This window comes from Tenacibaculum sp. 190524A02b (assembly GCF_964036645.1).
GTDB classification, from domain to species: domain Bacteria; phylum Bacteroidota; class Bacteroidia; order Flavobacteriales; family Flavobacteriaceae; genus Polaribacter; species Polaribacter vairaonense.
On record NZ_OZ038525.1, the window covers coordinates 372,929 to 390,703 of the forward strand.

At 28.8% G+C, this 17,775-nt stretch carries 16 protein-coding genes; 10 read left to right on the plus strand and 6 right to left on the minus strand.

What is annotated here, in order from left to right; all coding sequences use genetic code 11:
* Positions 1-28: 28 nt before the first annotated feature.
* Genes ABNT65_RS01520 through rsfS form a run of 4 tightly spaced genes read right to left on the minus strand, consistent with a single transcriptional unit; the run spans position 29 to position 3,755 of the window.
* Positions 29-823 carry a phosphatidate cytidylyltransferase gene (locus tag ABNT65_RS01520; protein WP_348736846.1) on the minus strand — a complete coding sequence of 265 codons (795 nt, stop codon included), beginning with the start codon at positions 821-823 and terminating at the stop codon, positions 29-31.
* Between the two features lie 2 nt (positions 824-825).
* Entirely contained in the window at positions 826-1,416 is a 591-nt protein-coding gene (locus ABNT65_RS01525; protein WP_348705939.1) for an LUD domain-containing protein, read from the minus strand.
* 15 nt (positions 1,417-1,431) lie between these two features.
* Complete coding sequence (ftsH, locus tag ABNT65_RS01530; protein ID WP_348736848.1) at positions 1,432-3,360, minus strand: ATP-dependent zinc metalloprotease FtsH; 1,929 nt, start codon at positions 3,358-3,360, stop codon at positions 1,432-1,434.
* Between the two features lie 26 nt (positions 3,361-3,386).
* On the minus strand, positions 3,387-3,755 hold the full coding sequence (gene rsfS / locus ABNT65_RS01535; protein WP_348705942.1) for a ribosome silencing factor: 369 nt from the start codon (positions 3,753-3,755) through the stop codon (positions 3,387-3,389).
* 86 nt (positions 3,756-3,841) lie between these two features.
* On the opposite strand from rsfS, the gene ABNT65_RS01540 reads away from it, so the two are divergent.
* Positions 3,842-4,573: a biotin--[acetyl-CoA-carboxylase] ligase gene (locus ABNT65_RS01540; protein WP_348705944.1), complete on the plus strand. Its 732-nt coding sequence runs from the start codon at positions 3,842-3,844 to the stop codon at positions 4,571-4,573.
* A gap of 6 nt (positions 4,574-4,579) precedes the next feature.
* Here the strand turns inward: ABNT65_RS01540 and ABNT65_RS01545 are convergent, their stop codons facing one another.
* Entirely contained in the window at positions 4,580-4,969 is a 390-nt protein-coding gene (locus ABNT65_RS01545) for an SRPBCC family protein (protein ID WP_348705945.1), read from the minus strand.
* 11 nt (positions 4,970-4,980) lie between these two features.
* A complete protein-coding gene (pyrE, locus tag ABNT65_RS01550) occupies positions 4,981-5,640 on the minus strand; it encodes an orotate phosphoribosyltransferase (protein ID WP_348705947.1) in 660 nt (219 codons plus the stop codon).
* A gap of 7 nt (positions 5,641-5,647) precedes the next feature.
* Between pyrE and ABNT65_RS01555 the strand changes: the two genes are divergently transcribed.
* From ABNT65_RS01555 to ABNT65_RS01595, 9 genes are all read left to right on the plus strand, one after another.
* Positions 5,648-6,250, plus strand: coding sequence for an NUDIX hydrolase (locus tag ABNT65_RS01555; protein ID WP_348746976.1), 603 nt, complete (start codon positions 5,648-5,650; stop codon positions 6,248-6,250).
* 134 nt (positions 6,251-6,384) lie between these two features.
* On the plus strand, positions 6,385-8,298 hold the full coding sequence (gene dnaK / locus ABNT65_RS01560) for a molecular chaperone DnaK (RefSeq protein WP_348705951.1): 1,914 nt from the start codon (positions 6,385-6,387) through the stop codon (positions 8,296-8,298).
* 103 nt (positions 8,299-8,401) lie between these two features.
* A complete protein-coding gene (locus ABNT65_RS01565) occupies positions 8,402-8,986 on the plus strand; it encodes a Crp/Fnr family transcriptional regulator (protein ID WP_348705953.1) in 585 nt (194 codons plus the stop codon).
* A 145-nt stretch (positions 8,987-9,131) separates the two neighbouring features.
* Positions 9,132-9,734 (plus strand): YceI family protein, encoded by a 603-nt coding sequence (locus ABNT65_RS01570; protein ID WP_348705955.1) that lies wholly within the window; start codon positions 9,132-9,134, stop codon positions 9,732-9,734.
* Between the two features lie 103 nt (positions 9,735-9,837).
* Complete coding sequence (locus ABNT65_RS01575) at positions 9,838-12,738, plus strand: histidine kinase (protein WP_348746977.1); 2,901 nt, start codon at positions 9,838-9,840, stop codon at positions 12,736-12,738.
* Between the two features lie 117 nt (positions 12,739-12,855).
* Positions 12,856-14,097 (plus strand): sensor histidine kinase, encoded by a 1,242-nt coding sequence (locus tag ABNT65_RS01580; RefSeq protein WP_348705957.1) that lies wholly within the window; start codon positions 12,856-12,858, stop codon positions 14,095-14,097.
* 4 nt (positions 14,098-14,101) lie between these two features.
* Positions 14,102-15,334, plus strand: coding sequence for a sensor histidine kinase (locus tag ABNT65_RS01585; RefSeq protein WP_348705958.1), 1,233 nt, complete (start codon positions 14,102-14,104; stop codon positions 15,332-15,334).
* Positions 15,324-16,547 carry a sensor histidine kinase gene (locus ABNT65_RS01590; RefSeq protein WP_348705959.1) on the plus strand — a complete coding sequence of 408 codons (1,224 nt, stop codon included), beginning with the start codon at positions 15,324-15,326 and terminating at the stop codon, positions 16,545-16,547. The genes ABNT65_RS01585 and ABNT65_RS01590 overlap by 11 nt, the downstream gene beginning before the upstream one ends.
* A complete protein-coding gene (locus ABNT65_RS01595; RefSeq protein WP_348746978.1) occupies positions 16,540-17,757 on the plus strand; it encodes a sensor histidine kinase in 1,218 nt (405 codons plus the stop codon). Before ABNT65_RS01590 ends, ABNT65_RS01595 begins: the two co-directional genes overlap by 8 nt.
* Positions 17,758-17,775 lie beyond the last annotated feature (18 nt).

Consider the following 17,775-nt stretch of genomic DNA (forward strand, 5'->3'; position numbering starts at 1 on the left):
AAAAAAGACGTTTATTAGGTAACTTTTTTTAAAGTAAAAAGTGTATGTACAAATATACAAAAGGAGCTAGAAAGTAAAGACTATCAAGTCTGTCTAATAAACCTCCATGTCCAGGCATAATAGTTCCACTATCTTTTACATTAGCTTGCCTTTTAAATTTTGACTCAATTAAGTCGCCTAAAGTACCAAAGATAGAAACAATTAAAGCTATAATAATCCAGTTTAAAATAGAGAATGTAGCAGAGATATAGCCAATTAATACTCCAATAATTAAGGAAAAAACCAACCCACCTATAAATCCTTCAATTGTTTTTTTAGGTGAAACTTTCTCAAATAGTTTTGTTTTACCAAAATTTTTACCTACTAAATAGGCAAAACTATCATTGGTCCATATTAAAATAACAATATAAATAATAATATAAGGCTGATAAGTATTTTCAATAATTGGTAAAATCATTAAATAAGTAAAAGGTAGAATAACATATCGAATACATAAATCCAACTTATCCATGAAATTTTGTGGCTTATCAGCTTTGTGCTTATATAAATTGTATAATAATTGAATGGAAGATAAAAGAGTAGCAATAAGAATAAATAAGTTTATTCTTTCAGATACATACCATTTTAAATAGCTAATTATTAGTGGTAATAATAAATATGGGATAAAGTTTTTAAATTGGATTAACTTAGTAAACTCCCATAAACAAATAATAGCGAATAAAGCTATTAAAATAGAATAAGAATCAACAGAGTATAATATTGCTGAGATAAAAATTATTGCATAAACTAGTGCAGAAATACTTCTTGTTAGTAGATTTTGCATTATTAAAGGTCTTCAAAAAGTAATAAGTAAAGGTTTTTAGAATTACTATTACCGTAATTTAAAAAATCATCACTATTCTTTTGTATTGTGTAATTGGTTACTGAGCTAATATTTGTAGGAATATTACCGCTGAAATGCGTTTTTATTCCTGTTAAACCTTCGCTTGTATTTTTAACAAGTTGACTAGTGGTGGCATAGACTATAAAATTCTCAGATAATTCAGAAATTTTTTGACTACCCAATTGATTTGAAGAAAATAAAATATCTCCTTTGTTAGCAATCAAATGCTCACACGTAGTAAAAAAGGGTACAAGTTTATTAGCTTTCTTTTGCGTATTTATTGAGATTTGTTGTGTGATTTTTAATAAGTCAAAATCTGTACATGATATATCTTTCCAATCATTTTCCTTTACTATATTTTCTAAGTTTATAATAACTTCATTAAAACTAGTGCAATATAAAAACTTACCACCTTTATTAATGAAATTATGTACAAACAAATCATCTAAAGATAAATTAACTGGTTGTTGGTTAATTTCTTCTTTAGATGATTCAGTACTATAAGATTTAAATAACTTTTTAAAAAAATTCATTTAAAAAACAAAAACTTATTCTTCTTTATTAATTCCTGTGTTTTCTTCTTTTTTCTCAAATGGTCTTTCACCAAATATTTTAACTAAATCGTCTTTAAAAATAACTTCTTTTTCTAATAAACGTTCAGCAAGCAAAGTTAGTTTATCTCTATGCTGTTTTAATATTTCTATAGCTCTTATATATTGACCTTCAATTATTTTAGAAATTTCTTCATCAATAGTTTTAGCTGTTGAATCACTATATGGTTTTACAAAAGAATCGTTACCTGTAGAGTCATAATAGGTAATGTTTCCAACTTTATCATTTAAACCATAAACGGTAACCATTGCTCTAGCTTGCTTTGTAACTTTTTCTAAGTCACTTAAAGCTCCTGTAGAAATTTTATCAAAAACTAATTTTTCAGCAGCTCTACCTCCCATAGTGGCACACATTTCATCTAACATTTGTTCAGTTTGAACAATTTTTCTTTCCTCAGGTAAATACCATGCAGCTCCTAATGATTGACCTCTTGGTACAATAGTTACCTTTACTAAAGGAGCAGCATGTTCAAGCATCCAACTTACTGTAGCATGACCAGCTTCATGAAAAGCAATTACTTTCTTTTCTTTTGGAGTAATTACTTTGTTTTTCTTTTCTAAACCACCAACAATTCTATCAACAGCATCTAAGAAATCTTGATGATGAATTGCAGTTTTGTTAGTACGTGCAGCAATTAATGCAGCTTCATTACATAAATTGGCAATATCAGCTCCAGAAAAACCAGGAGTTTGTTGTGCTAAGAATTCAAGATTAACGTTGTCAGATAGTTTTAAAGGTTTAATATGAACCTCAAAAATTTCTCTACGCTCATGTAAGTCAGGTAAATCTACATAAATCTGTCTGTCAAAACGACCAGCACGCATTAAAGCTTTATCTAAAACATCTGCACGGTTGGTAGCAGCCAATACAATAACATTGGTGTCAGTACCAAAACCATCCATTTCTGTTAATAGCTGATTTAAAGTGTTTTCTCGCTCGTCATTACCACCTGTCATACTATTTTTACCTCTAGCTCTACCAATAGCGTCAATTTCATCTATAAATATAATAGATGGTGATTTTTGTTGTGCTTGTTTAAATAAATCTCTAACACGAGAAGCTCCAACACCTACAAACATTTCAACAAAATCAGAACCTGATAAAGAGAAAAAAGGTACACCAGCTTCACCAGCTACAGCTTTAGCTAAAAGAGTTTTACCAGTACCAGGAGGCCCTACTAAAAGAGCTCCTTTTGGAATTTTACCCCCTAATTTGGTATATTTTTCAGGGCTTTTTAAGAAATCAACAATTTCTTGAACTTCCTCTTTAGCACCTTCTAAACCAGCTACGTTTTTAAAAGTTGTTTTAACTTTTGTGTCTTTGTCAAAAAGCTTAGCTCTAGATTTACCAATATTGAAAATTTGACCTCCGCCACCAGCTCCACCGCCAGCTCCAGACATTCTTCTCATAAAGAATAACCAAATAGCAATAAGTAAGATAAAAGGAAGAAAACTAATAAAGGTATCCATCAAACTAGTTCTCTCAATATTAGTGATGTCAAAATCTAAATTATGATCTTGTTTTTCTTTTGAAATTTCTTTTTCAAAATTCTCTTGATTACCAAAATTATAAACATATAAAGGAGCACCTTTTCTGTAGAAAGGAGAGTCCGTTATTTTTTTATGTTGGTCTTTTTTACTAGCTTCTTCTTTCACAAAAACTTGAGCAACATTGTTGTTTTCTACAACAATTTTTTCAATATCATTTGCTTCTAAAATTTTAGTAAACTCATTTTTAGAAATATTTCTAGATCCAATATTCCCAGAGTTAAAAAAGCTTAACCCTACAAATAAAATTATAATAGGAATGTAAATCCAAAAAGAATTGAAGGTTAGCTTGGGCGTGTTTTTTTTCTTGTCACTCATAAAATTTGTTTCAAAAAGTTGGTAATTTAAGCAGGGCTTATTTCTGTTATTTTGGCATCTCCCCAAAGACTTTCAATGTCATAAAACTCACGTACATGCTTTTGAAAAATATGTACAACAACGTTTACATAGTCCATTAAAACCCATTCTGCATTACCTTGTCCTTCAACATGCCACGGTTTATCTTTTAATTCTTTACTTACGGCTTTTTGTACTGCTCCAGAAATCGCATTCACTTGCGTATTTGAAGTACCAGAACAGATTATGAAATAATCACAAACGGTATTATCAATTTCTCTTAAATCAAGTAGTTGGATGTTTTCTCCTTTTACATCATCAATCCCTTTTATTATCACAGCAAGTAAATCATCTGTGTTCGCTTGTTTTTTTGTCATCAAAAAAAATTAAGTTTTAGCAAAGTTATTATTTTTTTGCGAGTAATTTACGTATTATTGACACTACTTTTACTTGCAAAACTTATATGAGAATAATCAAAGTTAATGCCATTGATTCAACGAATTCTTTTTTAAAAGAAATGGCATTAAGTACAGCATTAGAAAATTTCACTGTTGTTGTGGCTAAACATCAAACATCTGGAAGAGGTCAAATGAATACAGTTTGGGACGCTGAAGTAGGTAAGAACTTGACTTTTAGTGTTTTTTCTAGGTTTTTTAATTTGTTGGTTAGTAATCATAGATATTTAAATTTTACAATTGCAGTAAGTGTTTATGAAGCGCTTAAAGATCTTTCTGTCCCTGAATTAACTATTAAATGGCCAAACGACATTCTGTCAGAAGGCAGAAAGATTTGTGGAGTTTTAATTGAAAATTCTTTAAAAGGGGTAGAAATTCAGTCATCTATTATTGGAATTGGTCTTAATGTAAACGAAGAATTTATCACTAACAGCTCATTAAAGGCAGTTTCTTTAAAAGATATTTTTCAAAAAGAGTTTGATTTAGAAACTGTATTATTGTTGGTTTTAGAAAAATTACAACAGAATGTAGCGTTGTTAAATGCAGCACAATACACCAATTTAGAAAAAAGATACCTAGCTGTATTGCATAAAAAAAACGTTCCAAGTATGTTTAAAACAAGTCAGAACGTTTTATTTATGGGTAAAATTATTGGAATTTCAATTCAAGGGAAACTTCAAATTGAATTAAGCGATGAAACCATTCAGGAATTTGAAATTAAAGAAGTTTCTTTTGCTTAAAATTCTTTATAACTTAGAAATATTTTCAGTTAAAGTCTCTATAAACTTATTTAAAGGTTTTTTTACCATCATTGCCATCATTGGATTAAAGTCACCTTCAAATTTTAAAGTAACTTCGCTTTCATTTTCGTTTAATTCTTTTATGTCTGAAGATAGTGTAAAAGGTAATTTACTACTTGCTGCTCCTAAAACAACACTTGAAAACTCTGTTTTTTCTTTCATTACTAATCTTATTTCTGGCATACCTTTTAAGCCAAAAATAAAACTTTCTCCATCTACTTCGAATTTCTGAGTACTTTCAGGCATTAATTGCTCGTAGTTTTCTAGTTTAGTAAAAAATTCAAAAAGCTCCTTTGTTGATTTTTTTACAACTACTGTATTTCCTTCTATATTCATTTATATTATTGTTATTTTAAAGTTTCTTCATTTTGTTTCCATGTACTAGGTGAAACTCTCCAGTCTTCCAAAGTACGTAACTCTTCACTAGTTATGTATTTACTGTCAAGAGCTTGTTCAAGTAAAAACTCATAGTTACTAAGTGTGGTAAGTTCTATGTTAGCTTCCTTAAAGTTTTCGGTAGCGATATCAAATCCGTATGAAAAAATAGCAACCATACCTTTAACGGTGGCTTTAGCCTCTTTTAAAGCTTTTACAGCTTGTAAGCTGCTTTTTCCAGTACTGATTAAATCTTCAATTACTACAACATTTTGTCCACTTTCTAAATGCCCTTCAATTTGGTTCTGTCTTCCGTGTTTTTTGGGTTCAGGTCTTATATACACAAAAGGCACACCTAATTCTTGAGCTACTAAAACGCCAATTGCAATGGCACCAGTAGCAACTCCAGCAATAACATCAGGTTTACCATGTTTATCTTCGACTATTTTAGCTATTTTTTCTTTTAAAAAATTTCTAACACTAGGGTAAGATAAAGTAATTCTGTTGTCACAATAAATAGGAGATTTCCATCCTGAAGCCCATGTAAAAGGTTCTTGGGGACTTAATTTTATAGCTTTTATTTGTAAAAGGAGTTCGGCTGTTTTTTTTGCCGTATCTTTGTTAAAATCCATATCGCAAATGTATAAAGTTTTTGTTAATGATAAGCCAATAATATTAACAACTTCTATAAAAAAAGAAGAAGAATACCCTGTGTTTTTATTTAAAAATACAGTTATGGATGAGCTAATTTATAAGATAAAATCGGATCAATTATCAGGAGTTTACCTGTTTTCTTTTGATTTGGAAGAAGATTGGAACAAAATTAAAAAAATATATGAACCTATAGTTGCAGGCGGAGGTTTGGTGTTAAATAGTTTTGAAGAGGTATTATTTATATACAGAGGTGAAAAATGGGATTTACCGAAAGGAAGAATAGAAGAAGGAGAGCATATACGTGAAGCAGCAGTAAGAGAAGTAGAAGAGGAATGTGGTATTGAAAATGTTGTAATAAAAGATTTTTTATTAAATACCTTTCATTTTTTTTTCCAAGATGGTGAAGTGAAGTTAAAAGAAACACATTGGTATTTAATGGAGTCTAATTATAAAGGAAAACTAACCCCTCAATTAGAAGAAGGTATCACAGATGTACGCTTTATGAATACATCTGAAATAGATAAAGCACTTCAAAATACGTATGCAAATATTAAGTTGGTTTATGAAAGTTACCTACAAGAGTCGTAAAAATGACACTCTGTCATTAAAAATAAGCACTTTTATTTAATTTCTGCCAAAAAATAACTGAAAATCTAATGGCACACAGTTTGACTAATTGTTCAACGTAAAATTGAATTAAAAATTAAACTGTAAATAAAATTATGAGTAAAATTATAGGTATAGATTTAGGAACTACCAACTCATGTGTGTCTGTAATGGAAGGGAATGAGCCAGTAGTAATTCCTAATTCAGAAGGAAAAAGAACAACACCATCTGTTGTGGCATTTGTAGAAGGAGGAGAGCGTAAAGTAGGAGACCCAGCAAAACGTCAAGCAGTTACTAACCCAACTAAAACAATTTATTCTATTAAGCGTTTTATGGGGAATAAATTTTCTGAGTCTGAAAAAGAAGCAGGAAGAGTACCTTATGATGTAGTAAAAGGAGATAATGATACACCTCGTGTTAAAATAGATGATCGTTTATATACACCACAAGAAATTTCTGCGATGGTGTTACAAAAAATGAAGAAAACAGCTGAAGATTATTTAGGTCAAGGTGTATCTGAAGCAGTAATTACAGTGCCAGCATACTTTAATGATGCACAACGTCAGGCTACTAAAGAAGCTGGTGAAATTGCAGGATTAAAAGTACGTCGTATTATTAATGAGCCAACAGCGGCAGCATTAGCATACGGTTTAGATAAAGCAAATGATGATAAGAAAATTGTAGTATTTGATTTTGGTGGAGGTACTCATGATGTTTCTATCTTAGAATTAGGAGATGGAGTATTTGAAGTATTAGCTACTGATGGTGATACACACTTAGGAGGAGATGATGTTGATGAAAAAATCATTAACTGGTTAGCAGAAGAGTTTAAAGCTGAAGAAAATATGGATTTACGTCAAGATCCAATGGCTTTACAACGTTTAAAAGAAGCAGCAGAAAAAGCTAAGATTGAATTATCAAGTACAACTTCTACAGAAATTAACTTACCATATATTACAGCTACGGCTTCTGGACCAAAGCATTTAGTAAGAACATTAAGTAGAGCAAAATTTGAGCAGTTAATTGATGATTTAGTAAAAAGAACTATTGAGCCTTGTCAAACAGCATTAAAGAACGCTGATTTATCAACTTCTGAAATTGATGAAATTATTTTAGTAGGAGGTTCTACTCGTATTCCAGCTATTCAAGAAGCTGTAGAGAAGTTCTTTGGTAAAGCACCAAGTAAAGGAGTAAACCCTGATGAAGTAGTGTCTTTAGGAGCAGCTATTCAAGGAGGAGTTTTAACAGGAGATGTTAAAGATGTTCTTTTATTAGATGTAACGCCTTTATCATTAGGAATTGAAACTATGGGGAATGTATTTACAAAGTTAATTGATGCAAATACAACCATTCCAACTAAAAAATCACAAGTATTCTCTACAGCTGTAGATAATCAGCCATCAGTTGATATTCACGTTTTACAAGGTGAAAGAGCTATGGCAGCAGATAATAAAACTATTGGACGTTTCCAATTAACAGATATTCCACCAGCACAAAGAGGTGTGCCTCAAATTGAAGTAACTTTTGATATCGATGCTAACGGAATTATTCAAGTATCAGCAGCTGATAAAGCAACAGGGAAATCTCAAAACATTCGTATTGAAGCTTCTTCTGGTTTAACAGATGAAGAAATTCAAAAGATGAAAGCAGATGCTGAAGCTAATGCAGATGCAGATGCTAAAGCTAAAGAAACTGCAGATAAGATTAATGGAGCAGATTCTATGATTTTCCAAACAGAGAAGCAATTAAAAGAGTTTGGAGATAAGCTTTCAGCAGATAAAAAAGAGCCAATTGAGGCAGCTTTAGAAGAGTTAAAGAAGGCGCATGAGTCTAAAGATTTAGCTCAAATAGATGCGGCAATGGAGAAAATTAACGAAGCTTGGAAAGTAGCATCTGAAGAAATGTATGCAGCACAGCAACAAGCTGGAGGAGCTGATGCAGGGGCTGGAGCACAACAAGCTCAAGGTAATCCTGAAAATGCTTCACAAGGAGACAACGTTGAAGACGTAGACTTCGAAGAAGTTAAGTAAGAAATAGTAAATTTATATTTTACATATCACTTAAAACCTCATTACATTTGTAATGGGGTTTTTTTATTGGGAACCCTGTTAATATTAGTTTATCCCTAACTTTATGAAAGTTGAGTCATTGTTTGATTATATAAATACTTATGTATCTCTAACAGCTAATGAAAGAAATATTTTAAGATCTAAAATAACATTCAGAAGCTATTTAAAAAATCAATATATAGTACAGCAAGGAGATATTTGCAGAAAAGTATCTTTTGTTTTATCCGGTTGTACTCGAGTGTTTTTTATAGATAAAAAGGGGCAAGAGCAAATCATATCATTTGGGATAAAAGATTGGTGGGTAGCAGATATTGGTAGTTTTGTAACACAACAAGCAGCAGATTATAATGTACAATGTTTGGAAAATACAGAGGTAATTCAGTTTTCATATAATACTATAGAGGAGTTGTACGAAGAGATTCCAAAAATGGAACGTTTTTTTAGGAAAATAATAGAGCGTTCATTGGTAGCTTCTCAAAAAAGAATTGTTAGAGGATTTAGTTTAACAGCTAAAGAAAGATACATCTATTTTAAGGAAAATTATCCTGAAATAGAAAAAAGAGTACCACAATACATGGTTGCCTCATATTTAGGTATTACTAGAGAGTTTCTAAGTAAAATAAGAAAAGAAATAGCTAAAGAAGGTTAATACCAATTAAGTATTTGTATGAGGTATTTTAAAATTTAATAGGTGTAAAAGTTAATCTAGTTCACAATCATTATGTGAACTACTTCATTTTTTTATACTATGATATATCAGAATTTTGTCTTTATAAATATTTAATATAAAAATTATGAATACAAAGTCTTTCAATATCAAGAGTATCTTCTTTTCAGTATTTGTTTTAGTGATTACAACAGCTACTGCACAATCAACCACTTGGAAAGTTGATAAATCTCATTCAGCATTAAGTTTTGCAGTAGATCATATGGTAATTTCAGAAACTACTGGTCAGTTTAATGATTATGAAATTACAGCTATAGCTAGCAAAAAAGATTTCACGGATGCTGTTTTCAATGTAACTATTCAGACAGCAAGTATAGATACTAAAGATGCAAAAAGAGATGGACATTTAAAAAGTCCAGATTTTTTTGATGTTAAAAAATACCCTACTATAACTTTTAAATCTAAGAAATTTAAAAAGCTTTCTGGTAAAAAATATGTGTTAGAAGGAGAGTTTATGATGCAAGGAGTAACTAAAAAAGTAGCGTTTGATGTTAAGTTTGGAGGTGTTGTAAAAGATCCTTGGGGGAATACTCGTATGGGAATGAAGTTGATAGGTGAGGTAAATAGATATGACTATAATTTAAAGTACAATTCAGCATTAGAAGCTGGAGGTTTAATGATTGGTAAAACTGTAACTATTGAATGTAGAGTTGAGTTAGTGAAACAATAAACTCCATTTAAAATTAAAGATATAAACCATTGTTGAAAAACAATGGTTTTTTTGATTATATTAACTAGTTAAAAATCTATTAAAAAATGTAGTTTTGATCATTGTGAAAAAAATTACGATATACATATACCTAATATTATTTTCTTTCAGTAGTCTATTGTATGCACAACATCCAGTTTATACTCATTTAACAGAAAAAGATGGTTTGCCAGATATTGAGTTTTACGGGAGCATAGAAGATAAAGAAGGTTTTATTTGGTTAGCAGCAAATAAAGGTCTTTTTCGTTATGATGGAAAAGAGTTTAAAAATTATACGCATCCAGATAAAAGAGGGTTATCAGTTTTTGGATTGAAATTAGATAATAAAGGAAGAGTTTGGTGTAATAATATTTCTGGACAATTTTTTTTTATAGAGAATGATAAGCTTACGCTTTTTACAGATTTAAAAGAGTACGCCAAAGGACAATTAGCAGATTATCTTTTTTATAAAGGAAGTTTAATCGCGTCTAACTTAAATTATATTGCAAAAATTGATTTAGTATCAAAAGAAAAAAAAATCCTTAATGGAAAAGATTGGGTCGCTTCAGTTTTTAAAGAAAATGACACTTTATTTTATTTAAGTAAAAAGCATTTTAAATATAACTTAGTAAAAGATAAATTTATTCAAAAAGTTCCTTTTAAAAGTATAGATAGTATAGAAGGAGCTACAAATAGGTTTATTCATAAGGATAAAAGATTTGTTTTTCTATTCAATCATCAGGCAGATAGTACTAAAGTTGATAAAACAACTTTGTTAGTTAAGAAAGGTAGAAGTTTTAAAAAGGTGGTGTTGCCTGAAAAGCTCAAAAATACACTAGCTTCTAGTTTTTATGATGCAGGAGATGAATTATGGATTGGTACTGAAAAAGGTGTCATAATTTGTGAATATAGAAAAGATACCTTGTTTTATAAAAATACACATTTTAAAGGAAAGTATGTAACCGGTTTTTTAAAGGATAGAAGTAATAACTTTTGGTATACAACACATAGAAGTGGTGTTTTTATAGTGCCTAATATGTATTTAAAAAACTATGAATTAGAAGATACTCAAGAAAACATTAGTGCTATGTGTAAGGTTGGACAAAACAGCTTGTTATTTGGTTCAACCAACGGTCGTTTAGCTGTTATTAATACTAAAGATAAACAAGTAGATTATATTGATTTAAAAGTTAAAGAAAAAGTATTTGCAGTTATAGAAATAGCAAAGGATATTGTGTTAGTCAGTTTTGCTTCTCATTCCATTGTTTTAAGTTTAGACACAGGAAAGTATAGGAGGTATCCGTTTAATGGTAACATAAAAGATATTTCTTTTATAGAAAAAGGAAAAGTAGTGAAAGCCTCATACTCATCAGCTTCTATAATGAGTACTGAGACTCAAGAAATGACACAAAGGTTAGGTTCAAAAAGATCGTATTCTACACATTATAGCAAAGCTTCACAAAAAATATATGTAGGTTTTGTAGATGGTGTAAAGGAGTATAATAAGGATTATAAAATAAAAACCATTACTTATAATAATAAACCAATTTTTGCTGTTGATATTGATGAAACTAACAATGGGACAGTATGGTTTTCTACTTTTAAAGACGGGATAATAGGTTTTAAAAAAGATGGAAGTACGATTAACTTTACAGAAGAAAATGGTTTACTATCAAATTTAACAAGTGTTATAAAAAGTGATGGCGATTTTTTATGGGTATCAACAAATATAGGAGTACAAATTCTAAATACCAATACAGGAAAGTTTAGAAACCTAACCAGAAGAGACGGTATAAATTCCTTTAATATATCAGACATTTCAATTTTTAAAGATGAAGTGTTTTTTAGTTCAAACAAAGGTGTCTTTCAGGTAAATAAGAACAAAGTTTTTAAAGAAACTGTGTTGTTGAATTTTAATTTCACAGAAATTTTAATAGACGATCAAAAAGTAGCTATAAAGAAATTTTACAAGCTTAATCCAACAAATAATAAAATACAATTTAAGTTTCATACCAATGGCTTTTTATCAGAAGACAATTTAGAGTATCAATATAGATTACTAGGTGTTAATGGAGGAGGAAAATGGAATGTAATTGATAAAAATGTCAATCAACTAACTTTTATAAATCTAGCAGCAGGTGAGTATGAATTAGAATTAAAAGCAGTAGAGCTAAATGATGAAAAGGAAACCGCAATCAAAAGAGTTAGATTCAACGTTCCTTTACCTTTTTACAAAGAATGGTGGTTTATTATAGGTGTATTTTTATTGATTTTAGTAATTGTTTGGTATAGTTTTACAAATAGAATTAAAAGAATCCGATTGAAGCAGGAAGAACTATTAGAAAAGGAACGTATACAAAAGCAATTGGTGTCTTCTAAGTTAGAAAGTTTACAATCGCAAATGAACCCGCACTTTATATTTAATGCACTTAACTCTATACAAAACCTAGTGTTGAAAGAGAATAAATACGAAGCGTATGATTATTTAACAAAGTTTTCTATGTTGATTAGAGAAAACTTAAACATGAGTAGAAAAAGCTTTGTGAATTTTGAGGAAGAATTAAAACTAATTATAAAATATTTAGATTTAGAAAAGCTACGATTTAAAAATGAATTTACGTATGAAATAAAAGGCAGTTCTGAAATTGGGGATATAAAAATTCCTACAATGATTATCCAGCCTTATATAGAGAATGCTATTAAGCATGGATTATTACATAAAAATGAAGGAGAGAAAAAAATAGCCATCACATTTTTACAAAAAGAAACATTAGTTTGTATAGTTCAAGATAATGGTGTTGGGATTGAGATAGCAAAAAAAATCAAGGAAAAGAGTAGTGTAAAAAGGGAATCATTTTCAACGAAAGCTATTCAAGATCGAATGTTAATTTTAAAAGAATATTATAAAACTGATATTGGTGTTGATTATATATCTGTAAAAGAAGGTACAAAAGTGGTTATAAAAATACCTTATACTAGTATATAATAATGAAACAACTATTTCATTCGGAAGATTAAAATCGTTGTTCGGAAGATTATTTTGGGAAATAACAATTGAAAAATAAATCTTGGTACGTAAAATATAATTCATCCTTCCCCAAAAATGATGAAAAGTAGTATAAATAGAATATTAAAAACAGGAATTCAAACCTCCAATACACCTAAGGAAAACAAAAAGATAAAACTATTAAATATCTTCTGTTTTACTTGGGCAATTATGATTATTGTAATTACTTTTTTTGATATTATTTTTGGAAGAGAATTGCAAGAAAGTTTACTAATTCACGGAATTTCTTATTTACTCATATTAGGAATATTTTACTTACAAAAAGCACACTATTATACCATAGCAAGAGTGTTGTTTCTTACCGCAATAGCAGCTGTAACTTTTGTTTTTGCTAATTATACAACACCACATAGTTTAATTGAAAACTTCTATTTTATTTATCCGTTAATAGGGTTAATTCTAATAGAAAAAAAGTGGATAAACATTAATATTTTAATAGTATGCTTTGGATTGTATTTTATTCCTAATTTTTATTTTCAACATTATTCACAAGAAACCATATTACCAGTTTTGGTACTGTCGGTTTTTGCAGCCTCTTATGTAATATTAAACTATTCAGAATCTATTAATAAAAAAAATGAAGAGAAATTATTACAGAGTAAAACAAAATTAGAAGAAGCCTATTTAGAATTGGAAGAGCGTAAACAAAGTGAGTTGGCAACCCTTCAATTAAAAGCATTAAAATCACAAATGAATCCACATTTCTTATTTAATGCTATAAACTCTATACAAAGTTTAATACTTACAGATAAAAAAGAAGAAGCCTATAGGTATCTAACAAAATTCTCTTTATTAATAAGAGAAAATATAAAAACTAGTGAAGACAGCTTTGTAAGTTTTACTACTGAGTTATCAATGCTAAAAAAATATTTGGAACTAGAAAAATTACGCTTTGGAGAAAAGTTTACTTATATGATAAAGGGAGCTAATAAAATTAATGAGATAAAAATACCATCAGCAGTTATTCAGCCAATAGTAGAAAATGCCATTCGGTATGGATTATTGCATAAAACCGAAGGTGAAAAACTACTAGTAATAGAATTTCAGCTTGAAGAAACATTTGTATGTACCATTACAGATAATGGTATTGGTTTGGAAGCTTCAAAGAAAATAAATTTAGAAAATACGTTAAATACAAAAGAAAAAGACACCTCTATAAAAGCAATACAAAATAGGTTACATATACTTAAAGAGCATTACAAAACAGATATAGGAATACAATATGAAGAAATAGAAGAAGGGACAAAAGTAATTATTAAAATACCATATAAAATGTAGTGAGATGAAGAGATTAAATAAAACCTTTACAAAGGTGTTGAATATTGGGGTATATGACACGGCAAAAGAAGAGCATAAAAAAGTAAAGTTATTAAACTCATTTTGCATCACTTGGGCAATTTCTATCTGTTTTTTTATGGTGTTTGATCCTTTTTTTTCTCAAAACATATATAGAAGCATTCCAATGCATTTGCTTTCTATTTTAACAATAGTCATAGTTTTTGTATTACAAAATAAACAACGATATACAGAAGCTAGAGTGTTATTTATAGGAATGTTAATTATGGTGACCTTTATTTTTGCTAACTTTATAGAACCATCAAGAATGATGGAGAATTTTTATTTTGTATATCCACTGGTAGCATTAATACTGATAGATCAAAAAAAAATCACCATAGGTATTATGATCCTTTGTTGGTTATTGTATTATGTACCTTACAAACTAATACCAGGCATTTATCCTATAGAGATTTTTAATCCTATTCTTTTATTATCAGCCTTTGCAGGATGTTATGTCATTCTTAATTATTCTCAATCTTTAAACAAGAAGAAAGAAAAAGAACTAGAGGCTGCTTATATAGAGTTAGAAAAGCGAAAACAAAATGAATTAGCACATTTACAACTAAAATCGTTAAAAGCGCAGATGAATCCTCATTTTATGTTTAATGCAATGAACTCAATTCAAGCATTAATCTTAAAAGAAAATAAGCATGAAGCCTATGAATACCTAACAAAGTTTGCTTCATTAATTAGAGAAAATCTAAATATGAGCGAAAAGAGTTTTGTGTATTTTGAAGAGGAATTGTCCTTATTAAATAAATATTTAGAATTAGAAAAACTCCGCTTTAGAAGCAACTTTGAGTATTCTATAAATGGAGTAGCTCAAATAGAAGAGTTAAAAATACCTTCCATGATTATTCAACCATTTGTAGAAAATTCTATAAAACATGGTTTACTTCATAAAACCAGTGGAACTAAAAAAGTGTCCATTGAGTTTTTCCAAGAAGAAGTTTTAAAATGTATTGTAAAAGATAATGGGGTAGGACTTCAAAAATCTAAAGAAATAAATACTTTAAATAATAAACAAACTTCATTTTCAACCAGAGCTATTCATGATAGGTTAGATTTACTGAAAGATTATTATAAAACAGATATCGGTTTTATATATGAAGAAGTGGAAGAAGGAACAAAAGTGATTATTAAAATACCATACGTAAAAACTAACGATGAAGATTAAACAAATCTATAAACAGATTATAAATATTGGAATAACTAACGAGTTAACTCAAAAAACAGTTAAACGTATTAAAATAGTAAATTTTGCTGCTTTTTTTATGGGGTTAAACCCATTGATAGCTTTATTAGTAAAATATTTTATAAATGATTTACCTGATAAAATGGGGCTATTGTTTCTAACAGAGTCTATTATGTATTTTTCAATACTATTTTTCAATCATTTGAAAAAATATGATATAGCAAAATCATTATTCATTATATTCTTTACGGCCATACTATTTTTACACAATAACTTTTTATATAAAGGAGAGTATACCGAATACTATTATTTGGTAGTTCCCATCGGAACACTTTTGTTTTTTGATAGTAAATGGGTGCATTATACTTTTTTAGTGATAGCGATACTATTATTTTTTATTCCTAACTATTATTTGAATATATATGAACAAGGAAGCTTTGGCTTTTTTCATGTAATTCCCTTCTTTTTAGGATTGTTCGTGGCGGTGCAGTATTTTAGAAATGAAAATATTAAGAATGAAGATAAGCTAAAGAAAGCTTATGTAGAATTAGAAGATAAAAAGAAAAATGAGCTAGCACATTTACAATTAAAGTCATTAAAAGCACAAATGAATCCTCATTTTATGTTCAATGCAATGAATTCAATTCAAGCACTAATACTAAAAGAAAACAAGCACGAAGCTTATGAATACCTAACTAAGTTTGCTTCATTAATTAGAGAAAACCTAAATATGAGTGAAAAGAGTTTTGTGTACTTTGAAGAAGAGTTGTCATTACTTAAAAAATATTTAGAATTAGAGAAGTTACGTTTTCAAAATAACTTTGAGTATAAAATATCTGGAATAGAAAATATTACAGACATTAAAATACCTTCTATGATTATTCAACCATTTATAGAAAATGCTATAAAACATGGCTTACTTCATAAAACAGATGGTGTTAAAAAAGTAACGATTGAATTTTATCAAGAAGAAGTATTGAAATGTATTGTAGTTGATAATGGAATTGGCATTCAAAAATCAAAAGAAATCAATACATTAAATAATAAAGAAGCTTCCTTTTCAACCAAAGCGATTCATGATCGGTTAGGATTATTAAAAGACTATTACAAAACCGATATTGGTTTTACTTATGAAAAAGTAAAACAAGGAACAAAAGTTATTATAAAAATACCATACGTGAATTTAGATGATTAGCTTTTTAAAATATTGGTTTTATAATCAAGACAAGAGTTTAAGTACACTTGACAGTAGAAGAGTTACTATTTTGAATTTTTGCTGCTTAATAATGATGGTGGACGTTTTATTTTTTTTTATCAAACGTTATTTACAAGATACATTATCCTATAAAATAGGTGTTGCTTATATAGTTTTTGTAACATGTTTCTTAATAGTTTATCTTTTACAAAGAAATAAGTGGTATTATATATCTAAGATCCTATTTATAGTATTTTTTATAGGTACCGTATTTTACTTATCAAATGTATTATTTAAGAATATTCATTCAGAATATAATTACATAGCAATTCCAATTTTAGCTTTATTGTTCTTTGATAAAAAATGGATTCATTATTTAATGTTATTACTTTCTATGTTTTTATTTTTCATTCCATATTATATAACCAAAGTTCATAGTGTAGAGTATTTTATACCTACAGAAAAAGTCTTTCTATTTCTTATTCTATTTATAGTAGTGAACTTTTTCAAAAGCTTAAATAGCAACAATGAAAAAAAGCTAGAAAAAGCTTATGCTGAACTAGAAGAAAAAAAACAAGGAGAGTTGGCGCATTTGCAATTGAAATCATTAAAAGCGCAAATGAATCCTCATTTTATGTTCAATGCAATGAATTCAATTCAGGCATTAATATTAAAAGAAAATAAGCACGAAGCTTATGAATACCTAACTAAGTTTGCTTCATTAATTAGAGAAAACCTAAATATGAGTGAAAAGAGTTTTGTGTACTTTGAAGAAGAGTTGTCATTACTTAAAAAATATTTAGAATTAGAGAAGTTACGTTTTCAAAATAACTTTGAGTATAAAATATCTGGAATAGAAAATATTACAGACATTAAAATACCTTCTATGATTATTCAACCATTTATAGAAAATGCTATAAAACATGGCTTACTTCATAAAACAGATGGTGTTAAAAAAGTAACGATTGAATTTTATCAAGAAGAAGTATTGAAATGTATTGTAGTTGATAATGGAATTGGCATTCAAAAATCAAAAGAAATCAATACATTAAATAATAAAGAAGCTTCCTTTTCAACCAAAGCGATTCATGATAGATTAGGTTTGTTAAAAGGTTATTATAAAACAGATATTGGTTTTACTTATGAAAAAGTAAAACAAGGAACAAAAGTTATCATAAAAATACCATATGTTAACTTGTGTGAAGAGTAAAAGCCATAGAAAAACAAA

Bases quoted from the DNA above. Each gene is read 5' to 3' on its own strand.
- dnaK (WP_348705951.1), top strand. From the start codon at position 6,385: ATGAGTAAAATTATAGGTATAGATTTAGGAACTACCAACTCATGTGTG.
- rsfS (WP_348705942.1), bottom strand. From the start codon at position 3,755: ATGACAAAAAAACAAGCGAACACAGATGATTTACTTGCTGTGATAATA.
- ABNT65_RS01545 (WP_348705945.1), bottom strand. From the start codon at position 4,969: ATGAATATAGAAGGAAATACAGTAGTTGTAAAAAAATCAACAAAGGAG.
- ABNT65_RS01540 (WP_348705944.1), top strand. From the start codon at position 3,842: ATGAGAATAATCAAAGTTAATGCCATTGATTCAACGAATTCTTTTTTA.
- ABNT65_RS01580 (WP_348705957.1), top strand. From the start codon at position 12,856: ATGATGAAAAGTAGTATAAATAGAATATTAAAAACAGGAATTCAAACC.
- ABNT65_RS01555 (WP_348746976.1), top strand. From the start codon at position 5,648: ATGTATAAAGTTTTTGTTAATGATAAGCCAATAATATTAACAACTTCT.
- pyrE (WP_348705947.1), bottom strand. From the start codon at position 5,640: ATGGATTTTAACAAAGATACGGCAAAAAAAACAGCCGAACTCCTTTTA.
- ABNT65_RS01585 (WP_348705958.1), top strand. From the start codon at position 14,102: ATGAAGAGATTAAATAAAACCTTTACAAAGGTGTTGAATATTGGGGTA.
- ABNT65_RS01565 (WP_348705953.1), top strand. From the start codon at position 8,402: ATGAAAGTTGAGTCATTGTTTGATTATATAAATACTTATGTATCTCTA.
- ABNT65_RS01595 (WP_348746978.1), top strand. From the start codon at position 16,540: ATGATTAGCTTTTTAAAATATTGGTTTTATAATCAAGACAAGAGTTTA.
- ABNT65_RS01520 (WP_348736846.1), bottom strand. From the start codon at position 823: ATGCAAAATCTACTAACAAGAAGTATTTCTGCACTAGTTTATGCAATA.
- ftsH (WP_348736848.1), bottom strand. From the start codon at position 3,360: ATGAGTGACAAGAAAAAAAACACGCCCAAGCTAACCTTCAATTCTTTT.
- ABNT65_RS01525 (WP_348705939.1), bottom strand. From the start codon at position 1,416: ATGAATTTTTTTAAAAAGTTATTTAAATCTTATAGTACTGAATCATCT.
- ABNT65_RS01590 (WP_348705959.1), top strand. From the start codon at position 15,324: ATGAAGATTAAACAAATCTATAAACAGATTATAAATATTGGAATAACT.
- ABNT65_RS01570 (WP_348705955.1), top strand. From the start codon at position 9,132: ATGAATACAAAGTCTTTCAATATCAAGAGTATCTTCTTTTCAGTATTT.